This is a genomic window from Streptomyces rubrogriseus, from assembly GCF_027947575.1.
Taxonomy (GTDB): domain Bacteria; phylum Actinomycetota; class Actinomycetes; order Streptomycetales; family Streptomycetaceae; genus Streptomyces; species Streptomyces rubrogriseus.
This window is the reverse complement of sequence record NZ_CP116256.1, coordinates 1,360,760-1,375,116: the sequence shown is the minus strand read 5'-3', so window position 1 is coordinate 1,375,116 and position 14,357 is coordinate 1,360,760. Positions and strand designations below refer to the sequence as shown.

Genomic DNA, 14,357 nt, shown 5'->3' with positions numbered 1-14,357 from the left:
CGTTCCATTGTCCCGCACCCGGCCGGAACCCCTGCCCGCCCCGTTCGTCCCGTTCATTCCGCCTGGAGCACCAGCAGCGCCAGGTCGTCCTCCGGGGGCCGCGGCCCGAACTCGTGCACCAGACGCCTGATGCGCTCGGCGACCAGCTCGGCGTCCAGGCCCGCGCACCCGGCCAGCGCCGCGGCGAGCCCGTCGCCGTCGTCGAACTGGCGGGAGCCGCTGCGCCGCTCCGTGATCCCGTCGGTGACGCACAGCAGGGTGTCGCCGGACCGCAGCTCGAAGGTCTCGCTGACGTACGTCGCGTCCTCGACCACGCCGAGCAGGGTCTGCGGGCACGCGACGGCGGACACCGTGCCGTCGGGCCCGAGGAGCAGCGGCAGCGGGTGTCCGGCGGACGCGAGGGTGCAGCGGACGCCGCCGTCGAAGGGGACCAGCTCGCCGTAGAGCAGGGAGAGGAAGCGGGTCTGCGGTCCGTCGCCCGGGGCAACCGGTGGGCCTCCGGCGGCGACCAGCGCGCGGGCGGCGGCGTCGGCGGCCTCGGTGGCGTCGTCGAGGAGGAGCTGGTTGAGGCGGTCGAGGACGTCGGGGACGCCGTACTGCTCGCGGGCGAGCAGCCGCAGCCAGGGCCGGGCGAGGCCGATGACGACTGCGGCCTCGGGGCCCTTGCCCTGGACGTCGCCCACGGCGAAGCACCAGCGGCCGTCGCCGGCCGGGAAGAGGTCGTAGAAGTCGCCGCTGGGGCCGCCCTTGTCCCGCGGTTCGTAGACGAGGGCGCTGCGCACACCGGGGATCTCCGCGACGGCGCCGGGCAGCAGGCCGCGCTGGAGTACGGCGCTGATGGTGGCCTGCCGGGCGTACTGGCGGGCGGCGCCGATGGCGAGCGCCACCCGGCGGCTGAGGTCCTCGACCAGGCCGGTGATCTCGTCCGGGAAACCGGTGGTGCCGGGGACGCCCGGCGTGTCGGCCCGTCCGATGACCAGGGTGCCCAGCGGCCTGCCGCCGGCCACCAGACGGTAGGCGAGCGCGGTGCCGTGCGTGCCCTGCGGGCCGAGCGCGTCGCCGGGCCACGGGTGGCCGACGGGGCCGGAGCGCCACGGGTCGCGCGGGCGGGGCGGGTCCTTCTCCAGGGCGGCGCGCAGCTCGTCGAGGTGGCCCTCGCCCGAGTGCCACACGCGGGCCAGCCGGGCGCCGACGGCCGCGCCGGTGTCGTCGGTCCAGGCGCCGCGGCCCAGGGACTCGTCCTCCAGCCACACCCCGCACCAGTCGGCGAGCCGGGGCACGATCAGCTGGCCGGTGAGGGAGGCGACCAGATCCTCGTCGAGCTGTCCGGCCAGCAGGTCGGAGGCCTCGGCGAGGAAGGACAGGGCACCGCGGCCCAGCCACTCCCGGTCGCGGATGCCGCGCCGGGCGGGGCCGGTCACGCCGTCCGGCAGGTCCGGCCACCGCGGCGGCTCCGACCGGCGGCCGGGGGCCTCGCGTCGGCCGGGGCTCGCGTCCACGCCGGGGCCCGGGTCCGCAACCGCACCGGGGCCCGAGGCCACGTCGGCGTCCGGGTCCACGTCGGCACCCGGACCCGTTTCGGAGCGTGACTTCGCTTCGGGGCCGGGGTCCGTTTCGGGGCCGGGGCTCGCTCCGAGGCCGGGGGCCGCCGCACAGGGGTCCGGGTCGGGCGTCGGGGCGTCCAGCGCCGACGGGCCGCCCCGGAACCGCCGGTCGTCGTGTCCGTCCCGACCGTCGTACTGGCTGCCGGAGCCTCCGTCCTGGCCCTCCCGCTCCTCCCCCGGCGGCCACGCACCCGGCGAGTCGGTGCGTCGCGCCCCGCGCCCTCCGGCGTACGCCTCGGTCGGCCCGGCGTCGTCCGTGCCCACGGGCGACAACCGCGCCCACACCGTCTTGGTGCCCGGGCGGTAGGTGATCCCCCAGGCCTCCGCGAGCGCGGCGACCAGCCGCAGGCCGCGCCCGTACTCGGCGGAATCGTGCGGCGTCTCGGGGTCGGCGCTCCTGGGCGCGCGGGACGGGTGCTGGTCCGTGGCCTCGACGACGAGCGCGCCGGTCCCCTCCACCTGGAAGCCCACCTCGACATCGGTGCCGGCGTGCACCACGGCATTGGTGACCAGCTCGCTGACGACGACCAGGGCGTCGGCGGTGAGGTGCTCGGTCAGCTGCTCCGTGCCGGGCAGACCGAGCGCGGACCAGTCGGCGAGCGCGGCCCGCACCATCGCGCGGGCGGCGCCCGGCGCGAGGGAACTGCCGAGCAGGGTCACGCGCGCCCGCGCGCACTCCTCGAAGCCCTCGGCTGATGCCTCGGCGGTGTGTGCGGGCACCGCGCTGGCGCGGGAGGCGGTCTCCCGCTGCGTCGGAATGGCCCCCATGGACGTCTCCCCGGGCAGTTCGTGCGAATTCCTCGCAGTCGATGCCGACAGAGTGACAGACCGACCCCGTCCATAAGCACGGAGTTACCGAAGTGGGCCGCCACGGGTGAGAACCGTGCTAGGCGAACGTTCGAAGACGGCCGGAAGCCGGTCGGAAACCGGACGTCCTCGAACACCCGCGGCTCGGGCGGTACGGGCCCACACCTCGCCGTCGTGGCGATGACCGCCACGGGCGAGCCCCCGAACCAGGCCTCGCGCGAGCCCTCGCCTCTACGCCTCGCGCGAGCCCTCGTACATCTCCTCGATCAGGTTCTTGTACTCCCGCTCCACCACCGGCCGCTTCAGCTTCAGGCTCGGGGTGATCTCGCCGTGCTCGACGTCGAGGTCGCGGGGCAGCAGGCGGAACTTCTTGATGGTCTGCCAGCGCTGGAGACCCTCGTTGAGCTGCTTGACGTAGCCGTCGACCATCTCGACGGTCGCGGGCGCCGCGACGATCTCGGCGTACGGCTTGCCCTCCAGGCCGTTCTCCTTGGCCCACTCGGTGATCGCGATCTCGTCGAGGGCGATCAGCGCGGTGCAGAAGTTCCGGTCGGCGCCGTGCACCAGGATGTTGGAGACGTAGGGGCAGACCGCCTTGAACTGGCCCTCGACCTCGGCCGGCGCGATGTACTTGCCGCCGGACGTCTTGATCAGGTCCTTCTTGCGGTCGGTGATGCGCAGGTAGCCGTCGGGCGACAGCTCGCCGATGTCGCCGGTGTGGAACCAGCCGTCGGGCTCCAGCACCTCGGCGGTCTTCTCGGGGAGCTTGTGGTAGCCCTCCATGATGCCGGGGCCGCGCAGCAGGATCTCGCCGTCGTCCGCGATGCGCACCTCGGTGCCGGGCAGCGGCTTGCCGACGGTGCCGGTGCGGTAGGCCTCGCCGGGGTTGACGAAGGAGGCGGCGGAGGACTCGGTGAGGCCGTAGCCCTCCAGGATGTGGATGCCGGCGCCGGCGAAGAAGTAGCCGATCTCGGGAGCGAGGGCGGCCGAGCCCGAGACGCAGGCGCGCAGGCGGCCGCCGAAGGCCTCGCGGATCTTGGCGTAGACGAGCCGGTCGGCGACGGCGTGCTTGGTGCGCAGGCCGGCGGGGGCGCTCGCGGTGCCGGTGCGCTTGAAGTTGTCCTGGGTGACCTTGGCGTACTCGCGGGCGATCCCGGCGGCCCACTGGAAGATCTTGTACTTGGCCCCGCCGCCCGCGCGGGCCTTGGCGGCGACGCCGTTGTAGACCTTCTCGAAGATGCGGGGGACGGCCGCCATGTAGGTCGGCTGCACGACCGGCAGGTTCTCGATGATCTTGTCGACCCGGCCGTCGACCGCGGTGACGTGACCGGCCTCGATCTGGCCGGAGGTCAGCACCTTGCCGAAGACGTGGGCGAGCGGCAGCCACAGGTACTGCACGTCGTCCTTGGTGACCAGGCCGGTCGCGGCGATCGCCTTGGCCATGTACGACCAGCAGTCGTGCGGGAGCCGGACGCCCTTGGGCCGACCGGTGGTGCCGGAGGTGTAGATGAGGGTGGCGAGCTGGTCCTTGGTGAGCGCGCCGACCCGCTCCTTGATGAGCTGCGGGTCCTTCTCCAGGCGGGCCGCGCCCCGGCGCTCCAGCTCGTCGAGGGTGAGGACCCAGTCCTCGGAGGTGTCCGCGCCGGTCGCGTCGACCACGACCACGTGGGTGAGGTCGGGCAGCTCCGCCTTCTTCTCCTTCGCCTTGGCGAGCTGCGCGGCGTCCTCCGCGATCAGCACCCGGCTCTCGGAGTCGGAGAGGATGTACGCCGACTCGTCGGCGTTGGTCTGCGGGTAGACGGTGGTCGTCGCCGCGCCCGCGCACATGATGCCGAGGTCGGCGAGGATCCACTCCAGCCGGGTGGCGGAGGCCAGGGCCACCCGCTGCTCGGGCTGCACGCCCAGCTCGATCAGGCCGGCCGCGATCGCGTAGACCCGCTCGGCGGCCTGCGCCCAGGTCAGCGACTTCCAGTCGTCCGGGCCCTCGCCGACGGCCGGCGGCACCGGGTAGCGGTACGCCTCGGCGTCCGGCGTGGCGGCCACCCGCTCCAGGAAGAGTCCCGCCACGGAGGGCGGACGGTTCTCGATCAGTGTCTGTGTGTCGCTCACGACATCCTCCGGGCCCGCGACGGTGCGGCTGGCTCGTTGCGGCTGGCTCAGGTGTGGCTGGTTCACTCTCGGGCGGTGTTCAACGGTGCTGAGGCGGTGACGCGGACCGTTGTCCGATCACTTGTTTAACTCACGAGTAACTACCGGGCAGGCATCAGGGTAAGGGGCGACCGGCCCCCGCGTAAGAGCCCGCGCCCTGTCATTTCCTACAGACGCCTGCCCGTGACATGCGAAGAGACCCGCCGCACTTTCGTACGACGGGCCCCTCGATGTCCGTTTCACCCGGACTTGGCATGCGGCGTGTCGGTTACTTCTTGCCCTTGCCCGACCCCGCGCTGTCGTCGCTGGACAGGACGGCGATGAAGGCCTCCTGCGGAACCTCCACGGAACCCACCATCTTCATCCGCTTCTTGCCTTCCTTCTGCTTCTCCAGCAGCTTCCGCTTGCGGGAGATGTCACCGCCGTAGCACTTGGCGAGGACGTCCTTGCGGATGGCGCGGATGGTCTCGCGGGCGATGACCCGGGAGCCGATGGCGGCCTGGATGGGCACCTCGAAGGCCTGGCGCGGGATCAGCTCGCGCAGCTTGGCGACCAGCCGCACGCCGTACGCGTACGCCGCGTCCTTGTGGGTGATCGCCGAGAAGGCGTCCACCTTGTCGCCGTGCAGCAGGATGTCGACCTTGACCAGGCTGGAGGTCTGCTCGCCGGTGGGCTCGTAGTCGAGGGAGGCGTAACCGCGCGTCTTCGACTTCAGCTGGTCGAAGAAGTCGAAGACGATCTCCGCGAGGGGCAGGGTGTAGCGGATCTCCACCCGGTCCTCGGAGAGGTAGTCCATGCCGAGCAGGGTGCCGCGCCGGGTCTGGCACAGCTCCATGATCGAGCCGATGAACTCGGTCGGCGCGAGGATCGTGGCGCGCACGACCGGCTCGTAGACCTCGTTGATCTTGCCTTCGGGGAACTCGCTCGGGTTGGTGACGGTGTGCTCGGTGCCGTCCTCCATGATCACGCGGTAGACCACGTTGGGCGCGGTGGCGATGAGGTCGAGGCCGAACTCGCGCTCCAGTCGCTCGCGGATCACGTCGAGGTGGAGCAGGCCGAGGAAGCCGACGCGGAAGCCGAAGCCGAGGGCGGCGGAGGTCTCCGGCTCGTAGACCAGGGCGGCGTCGTTGAGCTGGAGCTTGTCCAGCGCCTCGCGCAGCTCGGGGTAGTCGGAGCCGTCCAGCGGATACAGGCCGGAGAAGACCATGGGCCGGGGGTCCTTGTAGCCGCCGAGCGCCTCCTCGGCGCCCTTGTGCTGGCTGGTGACGGTGTCACCGACCTTGGACTGGCGGACGTCCTTCACGCCGGTGATCAGGTAGCCCACCTCGCCGACGCCGAGGCCGTCGGCGGAGAGCATCTCCGGCGAGTTGGTGCCGATCTCCAGCAGCTCGTGGGTGGCGCCGGTGGACATCATCCGGATCCGCTCGCGCTTGTTGAGCTGGCCGTCGATGACCCGGACGTACGTCACGACGCCGCGATAGGAGTCGTAGACGGAGTCGAAGATCATCGCGCGGGCGGGGGCGTCCTTGACGCCGACCGGGGCCGGGATCTCGGCGACGACCTTGTCCAGCAGCGCGTCGACGCCGAGGCCGGTCTTGGCGGAGACCTTGAGCACGTCGTCGGGGTCGCAGCCGACCAGGTTGGCCAGCTCCTCGGCGAACTTCTCGGGCTGCGCGGCCGGCAGGTCGATCTTGTTCAGCACGGGGATGATCGTGAGGTCGTTCTCCATCGCCAGGTAGAGGTTGGCGAGGGTCTGGGCCTCGATGCCCTGGGCGGCGTCGACGAGGAGGATGGTGCCCTCGCACGCGGCCAGCGACCGCGACACCTCGTAGGTGAAGTCGACGTGCCCCGGGGTGTCGATCATGTTGAGGATGTGCGTGGCGCCCTTGTCGTGGGTCGGGGCCCACGGCAACCGCACCGCCTGGGACTTGATCGTGATGCCGCGCTCGCGCTCGATGTCCATGCGGTCGAGGTACTGGGCGCGCATCTGCCGCTGCTCGACCACACCGGTCAGCTGGAGCATCCGGTCGGCGAGCGTGGACTTGCCGTGGTCGATGTGCGCGATGATGCAGAAGTTCCGGATCAGCGCGGGATCGGTACGGCTCGGCTCGGGCACATGGCTGGGGATCGCGGGCACGCAGGGTCCTGATTCTTGAGGCGTCCGCAGTGTCTGCGGTCTCGGGTCTCGGGTCGGATCGATACGTAGCCTCCATGGTCCCACGGGTGGGGACCCGGGATGGGTTTGGGACCCTCGACGGGCCGCTGGTAGTGTGGGTGGCTGTGTCTCTTGCCCTCTCAGCGCGAGGCACTCCTTCAAGAAATCATCGGCACGGGACCCTCGCGGCCTCGTGCCTGAACCTGCAAAGGCTCATTCGTGGCGAACATCAAGTCCCAGATCAAGCGGAACAAGACCAACGAGAAGGCCCGGCTGCGCAACAAGTCGGTCAAGTCCTCTCTGAAGACCGCGATCCGCAAGGCCCGCGAGGCCGCTGCCGCGGGTGACGTCGAGAAGGCCACCGCGTTCCAGCGCGTCGCTTCGCGCGAGCTCGACAAGGCCGTCTCCAAGGGCGTCATCCACAAGAACCAGGCCGCCAACAAGAAGTCGGCGCTGGCGCAGAAGGTCGGCGCTCTCAAGGGCTGAACCCCTCGTCTGGATTCATCTGGTGTGACCGCCGGAAGGACCCAGAGCGGGCCCTCTCTCATCCGCTCCCGTCCGGCACCCAGGATCCGTGCGCGGCCTGCGTTCGCCACGCGGGCATGGATCCGCGAGCTTGATCCGAAGGCCCCGGTGGCCGTCCTTCCCCAGGACGGACGCCGGGGCCTTCGGTGTGAGCGGGAGGTGCCGCCCCGGGTCAGGGGCCTGCCCGGATCAGGGGCCTGCCCGGGTCAGGGGCCTGAGGTCAGGTCCGGCCCCGTGAACGCGCCGCCCGCGCGATGGTCACCACGGCCTTCTCCAGGGCGTACTCGGGGTCCCCCCCGGCGCCCTTCACCCCCGCGTCGGCCTCGGCCACCGCGCGCAGCGCGACGGAGACGCCGTCCGGGGTCCAGCCGCGCATCTGCTGCCGGACGCGGTCGATCTTCCAGGGCGGCATGCCCAGCTCACGGGCGAGGTCCGCGGGGCGTCCGCCGCGGGCGGCGGACAGCTTGCCGATGGCCCGCACGCCCTGGGCGAGCGCGCTGGTGATCAGCACCGGCGCCACTCCGGTCGCCAGCGACCAGCGCAGCGCCTCCAAGGCCTCCGCCGCACGTCCCTCGACCGCCCGGTCGGCGACCGTGAAGCTGGAGGCCTCCGCGCGTCCGGTGTAGTACCGCCCGACGACCGCCTCGTCGATGGTCCCCTCGACGTCGGCGGTCAGCTGGGACACCGCCGAGGCCAGCTCGCGCAGATCGCTGCCGATCGCGTCGACCAGCGCCTGGCAGGCCTCGGGCGTGGCCGACCGCCCGGCCGTGCGGAACTCCGCGCGCACGAAGGCCAGCCGGTCGGCGGGCTTGGTCATCTTCGGGCAGGCCACCTCGCGCGCCCCCGCCTTGCGGGCGGCGTCGAGCACGCCCTTGCCCTTGGCACCGCCCGCGTGCAGCAGGACGAGGGTGATCTCCTCGGCGGGGGCGCCGAGGTAGGCCTTGACGTCCTTGACCGTGTCGGCGGACAGGTCCTGCGCATTGCGTACGACCACGACTTTGCGCTCGGCGAAGAGCGAGGGGCTGGTCAGCTCGTCCAGGGTGCCCGGCTGCAACTGGTCGGGGGTGAGGTCGCGTACGTCCGTGTCGGCGTCGGCGGCCTTCGCGGCGGCCACCACCTCCTGCACGGCACGGTCGAGCAGGAGGTCCTCCTGGCCCACGGCAAGGGTCACCGGGGCGAGAGGGTCGTCGTTCGCAGTCTTCCTGGCCATCGCGACAAGCATCGCACGCACGACTGACAACGCCGGACGGGCCGCCGCCGGACGGCGGCTACGGCTCCTCGCGCCAGCCCTCCCACTCCCCCGCGAACGCGTCCAGTTCACCGGGGTCCAGCAGCCCCCGCTCGTCCCGCAGGACGACGAGCCACTGGGCGTCCTCCGCGTCGTCCTCGCCGGCCAGGGCGTCCCTCAGGATCCGCGGTTCCTCGTCCGTCCCGAACCGCTCCCCGAGTTCCTGGGCGGCCTCCTCCGCGGCGTCGCGGTCGGGCAGCACCAGTACATGTCTCACGTCGCTCACGGGAGCCATTGTCGGTCAGCTCCGGTCAGCCCTTGGGCACGGTCTGCACGTCGAGGTCGATGCGGATGCTGGGGCCCACCACGGCGATGCCGCGGGCCAGCATCGTCTGCCAGCTCACCGTGAAGTCGTCGCGGTGCAGCTCGGTGGTGGCGCGGCAGGCGGCCCGCGTCTCGCCCTCCATGCCGTTGCCGAGTCCGAGGTACTCGGTGTCCAGGGTGACGGTGCGCGTCACACCGTGCAGGGACAGCGCCCCGGTGACGGCCCAGCGGTTACCGCCGCGGTGCGTGAACCGGTCGCTGTAGAACTCCAGGGTCGGGTAGCGCTGCACGTCCAGGAAGTCGGCCGACCGCAGGTGGTCGTCGCGCATCTTCACGTTGGTGTCGATGGAGGCCGCGTCGATCACGACGTGCATCGCCGACTGCTCCATGTCGTCGGCGATACGCACCGCGCCCGCGAAGGAGTTGAACCGGCCGTGGATCCGGGCCAGCCCGATGTGCCGCGCGGTGAAGGCGATCGAGGAGTGGGCCGGCTCGATCTCCCAGTCACCCGGCGTGGGCAGCTCCGGCGGCTGGGCCACCTGCAGCGTCACGTCCCCGAGCGAGGCCAGCGTGTCCTCGACGACCGTCACGGAGGCCCGGTACGGGGTGTAGCCCTCGGCGGACACGGCCAGCCGGTACTCCCCCGCGGGCATCGTCGCCACGAACGACCCGAAGGGGTCCGTACCGCCGCCGACCACCTTGCGCCCCATGGCGTCGCTGACCGTGAACTCCGCATGGGTCACCGGGTCGTTGACGGGGTCGAGGACGCGGCAGCTCAGCACTCCCGCGTCCGGCGGGGTGTGCACCGCCGCCAGGGGACCCGTCCGTTGCATCCGCTTCGTTCGGCTTCCCAGCAAGCGGCCGATCATTTGCGACACCCTCTGCACGACATCGGAAAACTAGTTGACGGAGAAACATTCGATCACCGATGTGGCTTTCGAGGCAACACGGGGCCACATCGCGGGAAACCGTCGCATGTGCTGGGAGTGGGCAGGACTGGACACGTGTGCTCCGGTTTCACCGCAACGGGCGGGATTCCTCACAGCCGGGACACAGGGGGTACGGACGGCACGGACGGCACGTGGTCGAGGTGGATGGCGAAGTGGTCGCGGTAGGCGGCGAGCACGTCGGCGTCCGTGTCGAGCTCCCGCTCCTGCCGCCCACCGTCGGCGGCCGTCGTCGTGAGCCGGCGACCGCTGAGCGTGATCCTGCCCCCGTCCTCCGTGAGCCGCGAGCAGACCGGCGACCGGAGGAAGTGCGACCGGGGGGAGGTGCTGTGCCACCAGGCGCCGGACACGAAGTCGTCGAGCACCCTGGGCCGCGCCTCCACCCGGTACACGCGCTTCCCGTCCCGCAGGACGTCCAGGTCGGCCGCCGGGCCGGCCTCGCCAGGGCCGCCGGGTCCGCCCCGTGCCCCCGCCGCGTCCGACCCCGCCTCGACCACCCGGAACGTCCCCCCGGGATCCACCTGCCCGCCCCGCTCCGCGAACGCCAGCGGACCGTGGCTGTGCGCCCCGAATCCGACGTCCGCCAGCCAGTCGCCCCCGTCCGCCGTCCGCACCAGCAGAGCCATGTGGTCGTACGGGATCCCGAGCCGGTCCCCGTCGCCGTACACCCGCGCCGCCAGCGGCGTGACCTCGTACCCGAGGGCCGTGAGCAACGCCCCGAAGAGCCCGTTGAGCTCGTAACAGAACCCGCCCCTTCCCCCGCCCACGACCTTGTCCCACAGCCGCTGCTCCTCCAGCACGATCTCCTCGCCCAGATGGACCGAGAGGTTCTCGAAGGGCACCGTCCGCAGATGACGCAGGTGCAGCGCGCGCAGTGATGCAGCGGTGGGCTCCTCGGGGTACCCGGCTCCCAGCCGGCGGAGGTAGGCATCGACCTGAACTGAATCCATGCCCTCAGTCTCCCGCCACCCGCAACTCCTGCCCTCTCCCGGCGACCGCCACCGACCCGCTCCGGTCCGTGCGCAGCACCGTCGCTCCCTGGGCGCGCAGTGCCGCGACGGTGCCGGGTGCCGGGTGGCCGTAGGTGTTGTCCTCGCCGCAGCTGATGAGCGCCAGACGCGGGGCGACCCGGCGCAGGAACCCGAAGTCCTGGTGGGCCGAGCCGTGGTGGGCGACCTTCAGCACGTCGACGCCTTTCAGCGCCGCTGCCGCCGGGGAGCGGGCCAGCTCCCGCTGGGCCGGGGGCTCCAGGTCGCCGAGCAGGAGGACGCGCATGCCCGCCGTCCGGACCAGGAGGGTGACGCTGGCGTCGTTGGGGCCGCCCTCCGTGCCCGGTGCGGTGCTGGTCGGCGGGCTCGGCGGGGGCCAGACCACCTGCCAGGACAGCGGGCCGGAGCGTCGCTGCTCGCCGGTGGCCGCGTGGCGCACGGGGATGCCCCGGGCCCTCGCCTGGCGGCGGACGAACTCGGCCTGGTCCGCGGGCTCTTCGAGGGCGGTCGTCTCGATCGCGCCCACCGAGCGGCCCCGCAGCACCCCGGGCAGCCCGGCCACGTGGTCGGCGTGGAAGTGGGTCAGCAGGACGAGGGGCACGCGGGTGATGCCGAGGGCGCGCAGGCAGTGGTCGACGAGGATGGGGTCGGGGCCCGCGTCCACGACCACGCCCGTCCCCTCGCCCGCCGCGAGTACCAGCGCGTCCCCCTGGCCCACGTCGCACATCACCATCCGCCACCCCGGTGGGGGCCACCCCTTGATCAGCCGGGCCAGCGGGGGCGGTTGCACTACGACGAGGATCAGGAGCAGCGCGCAGACGCCGCACCACCAGGGGTGCCGCAGCAAGCGCCGGCCTGCCGGCAGCACGCCTACCGTGACGAGGGCGAGCAGCGCCGCCCCGGCCCAGCTGCCCGGCCAGTCCACTCCCGCGCCGGGCAGCGCGGCCCCGGTGCGGGCGATCGCCGCGATCCACTCGGCCGGCCAGCCCCCGCACCAGGCCAGGCCCTTGGCCAGGGGCATCGCCGCCGGCGCCGTCGCCAGAGCCGCGAAGCCGAGCACGGTGGCCGGTGCCACCGCGAACTCCGCCAGCAGGTTGCACGGCACGCCCACCAGGCTCACCCGCGCCGACAGCACCGCGACCACCGGCGCGCACAGGGCCTGCGCGGCACCCGCGGCGGCCAGCGCCTCCGCCAGCCGGGGCGGGACCCGGCGCCGGCGCAGCGCCGCGCTCCACCGGGGAGCGAGCGTGAGCAGCGCCCCCGTGGCCAGCACGGAGAGCAGGAAGCCGTAACTGCGGGCCAGCCAGGGGTCGTAGAGCACCAGGAGCAGGACCGCCGTCGCCAGGGCCGGCAGGAGTGATCTGCGGCGCCCGGTGGCCAGGGCGAGCAGGGCGACGGACCCGCAGGCGGCCGCCCGCAGCACGCTGGGGTCGGGCCGGCACACGACGACGAAGGCCGACGCGAGCAGCCCGCCGAGCAGCGCGGTCGTCCGCAGGGGCAGGCCGAGGCGGGGCGCCAGTCCTCGGCGCTCACTGCGCTGGGCCAGGCCCGGTGGGCCGAGGAGCAGTGCGAGCACGATCGTGAAGTTGGCGCCCGACACGGCCAGGGTGTGTGTCAGGTCGGTCTCCTTGAACGCCTCCTCCAGCTCCGGTGTGACGCGTGCGGTGTCGCCGACGACCAGGCCCGGCAGCAGCGCTCTCGCGTCCGTCGGCAGGTCCTCGGTCGCCTCGCGCAGGCCCTCGCGCAACCGTCCCGCCAGGCGCTGCGCCGCCGACGGCTCCGCCAGCACGTCGGGTGGCCGTCGGCCGGCGCGTACCCGCAGCACCGCGGCGATCCGGTCGCCGCGCTCTCTCGGGGGCGAGAGCCGTGCCGTGACGCGGAGCCGTGTGGTGGGCAGCAGGGTCAGCCAGCGGGCGGGCGCGGGCCGGGTGGCGGACCGCTCGTCTCCCCCGCCGACGTCGACGAGGACGAGCACCGGCGTCCGGGTCGTCACCGCCGTCCCGGCCGCCCCGCTCACCCGCCGCACCTCGGCCTCGATGAGCACCGTGGGCGGCACCGCACGGTCGCCCCGGACGCGCGGCCGGGTGAGGCGGGGGTCGCCGGTGACCTCCACCTCTGCGGTGACGGTGGCGTAGTGCCGGGCCGCCTCGGGGACGGGCCCGCGGCGCAGGTCGGCGCCGTGCAGTGCGGCCGAGGCGGCGGACGCGGCGACGCAGAGGAGCAGGGCGGCGACCGGTGCGCGGGACCGTCCCCGCGGCGACGCCGACAGCAGTGCCCCGGCCAGGAGCAGGGCGCCCGTCACCACGCCCACGGCCCAGCCGGCCGGCACGTCCAGCGCCACCGCCGCCGTCGCCCAGGCCGCGAGGGCGGGCGGGACCAGGCGCAGGTCGGCGGGGCCCTCCTGCCGGGGTGCGCCGCGCCCAGCCGGTGGCCGGAGGCGGCGTGCACGGCGGCGCGCGGGGGCCCGGCCGGGGGCCGGCCGGAACCGGCGAGCCCGTCCGGCCGGTCCGCTCCGGTCACGTGCCTGCTCATGGCCGCACGAGATCCCGCAGGTCGGCGAAGCGGCGCTCGCCGATGCCGTTGACCTCGCGCAGTTCGTCGACCGAGCGGAAACCGCCGTGCTGGGTGCGGTAGTCGATGATGTGCTGGGCGAGGACCGGGCCGACGCCGGGGAGGGTGTCGAGCTGGTCGGTGGTCGCGGTGTTGAGGGACACCGGCGCCGCGGGCCCCGCCGCACCCGTCGGCCCGTCCGGGGCGGGTCCCGCCCCCGGCCGGGGCACGGGCGCGGGTGCTCCGACGATCACCTGCTCGCCGTCCACCAGGAAGCGGGCGCGGTTCAGTCCGTCGGTCTTCGTGCCGGGCCGCACCCCTCCGGCGGCCCGCAGGGCGTCCGCGACGCGTGAGCCGGCCGGGAGGCTGTGGACCCCGGGTTCGCGGACCTTGCCGCCGACGTCCACCACGATCTGGGGCCCGGCCGTGGCCGTGGCCGCCGCCTTGGGTCCGGGCCCGCCGGTCGTGTCGCGGTCCTCGGCCGTCGGCTCCGGTTTCCCCGCTCCGTATGCCGCCGCCTCCCGCACCACCTCGGGTGCCGCCACCGACTGGGTGCGGCCGGACCAGAAGTGCTGCACCGCGAAGGCCGCCGCGACGACGAGCAGCACCGTGAGCGCCGCGACACTGCGCCGCTCCAGGCCGCAGCGGGTCTGCAGCCACAGCGGCATCCGCTCCCGCAGTGCCTGCCCGGCCCGCTCCCGCCAGGTCGTCCCGGGGCCGGTGGGAGTGTCGAGGCGGGGCACCGGCGGCCCCTTCCCCGTCTCCCCGTGGGCCCTCTCGGGCCCCGCGAGGTCGTATCCCTCGGCGCGCTCCCCGAACAGCGTCTCCGCCCTCCGCCGCAACTCCTCGGGCGCCGCGTGCCGGCGGCCGTGCCGGGCGTGGGAGCGGTGGCGGGCGTGGGTGCGGGAGCCGGGTGCGCGGCGGTGGGCGAGGCGGCCGTCGGAGGCCGGGGGGCGGCCCGGGCCACTGGTCGCGGACGCGGTGCGTGAGCGTGATCGAAGAGCCATGCGAGGAGGATCGGGCACTTCGGCACACCCGCGATGATCATGCTTGATTCCCGGGGACTACCCACGGGTTGTG

9 protein-coding genes and 1 pseudogene are annotated in these 14,357 nt (G+C 73.3%); 1 reads left to right on the top strand and 9 read right to left on the bottom strand.

The window, feature by feature from the left end:
* Positions 1-53: 53 nt before the first annotated feature.
* The 3 genes from Sru02f_RS05970 to lepA form a co-directional block, all read right to left on the bottom strand.
* Positions 54-2,372, bottom strand: coding sequence for a SpoIIE family protein phosphatase (locus tag Sru02f_RS05970; RefSeq protein WP_109032970.1), 2,319 nt, complete (start codon positions 2,370-2,372; stop codon positions 54-56).
* Between the two features lie 270 nt (positions 2,373-2,642).
* On the bottom strand, positions 2,643-4,520 hold the full coding sequence (locus Sru02f_RS05965; RefSeq protein WP_167469640.1) for an AMP-dependent synthetase/ligase: 1,878 nt from the start codon (positions 4,518-4,520) through the stop codon (positions 2,643-2,645).
* Positions 4,521-4,827: 307 nt separating this feature from the next.
* Positions 4,828-6,696 (bottom strand): translation elongation factor 4, encoded by a 1,869-nt coding sequence (lepA, locus tag Sru02f_RS05960; RefSeq protein WP_109032968.1) that lies wholly within the window; start codon positions 6,694-6,696, stop codon positions 4,828-4,830.
* Positions 6,697-6,933: 237 nt separating this feature from the next.
* On the opposite strand from lepA, the gene rpsT reads away from it, so the two are divergent.
* Positions 6,934-7,200, top strand: coding sequence for a 30S ribosomal protein S20 (gene rpsT / locus Sru02f_RS05955; RefSeq protein ID WP_109032966.1), 267 nt, complete (start codon positions 6,934-6,936; stop codon positions 7,198-7,200).
* A gap of 259 nt (positions 7,201-7,459) precedes the next feature.
* Here the strand turns inward: rpsT and holA are convergent, their stop codons facing one another.
* From holA to Sru02f_RS05925, 6 genes and pseudogenes are all read right to left on the bottom strand, one after another.
* A complete protein-coding gene (holA, locus tag Sru02f_RS05950; protein WP_218030719.1) occupies positions 7,460-8,449 on the bottom strand; it encodes a DNA polymerase III subunit delta in 990 nt (329 codons plus the stop codon).
* Between the two features lie 58 nt (positions 8,450-8,507).
* Positions 8,508-8,753: a hypothetical protein gene (locus tag Sru02f_RS05945; RefSeq protein WP_164276875.1), complete on the bottom strand. Its 246-nt coding sequence runs from the start codon at positions 8,751-8,753 to the stop codon at positions 8,508-8,510.
* Positions 8,754-8,778: 25 nt separating this feature from the next.
* Positions 8,779-9,660, bottom strand: coding sequence for a YceI family protein (locus Sru02f_RS05940; protein ID WP_109032964.1), 882 nt, complete (start codon positions 9,658-9,660; stop codon positions 8,779-8,781).
* Between the two features lie 170 nt (positions 9,661-9,830).
* Positions 9,831-10,688: an arylamine N-acetyltransferase family protein gene (locus Sru02f_RS05935; RefSeq protein WP_109032963.1), complete on the bottom strand. Its 858-nt coding sequence runs from the start codon at positions 10,686-10,688 to the stop codon at positions 9,831-9,833.
* 4 nt (positions 10,689-10,692) lie between these two features.
* Positions 10,693-13,259 (bottom strand): annotated as a pseudogene (locus Sru02f_RS05930) (ComEC/Rec2 family competence protein).
* Positions 13,256-14,284 (bottom strand): ComEA family DNA-binding protein, encoded by a 1,029-nt coding sequence (locus tag Sru02f_RS05925; RefSeq protein WP_109032961.1) that lies wholly within the window; start codon positions 14,282-14,284, stop codon positions 13,256-13,258. Before Sru02f_RS05925 ends, Sru02f_RS05930 begins: the two are co-directional and overlap by 4 nt.
* Positions 14,285-14,357: the final 73 nt, after the last annotated feature.

Coding starts and splice junctions, on each gene's coding strand:
- Sru02f_RS05970 (WP_109032970.1), bottom strand. CDS start 2,372: ATGGGGGCCATTCCGACGCAGCGGGAGACCGCCTCCCGCGCCAGCGCG.
- holA (WP_218030719.1), bottom strand. CDS start 8,449: ATGGCCAGGAAGACTGCGAACGACGACCCTCTCGCCCCGGTGACCCTT.
- Sru02f_RS05940 (WP_109032964.1), bottom strand. CDS start 9,660: ATGATCGGCCGCTTGCTGGGAAGCCGAACGAAGCGGATGCAACGGACG.
- Sru02f_RS05935 (WP_109032963.1), bottom strand. CDS start 10,688: ATGGATTCAGTTCAGGTCGATGCCTACCTCCGCCGGCTGGGAGCCGGG.
- Sru02f_RS05925 (WP_109032961.1), bottom strand. CDS start 14,284: ATGGCTCTTCGATCACGCTCACGCACCGCGTCCGCGACCAGTGGCCCG.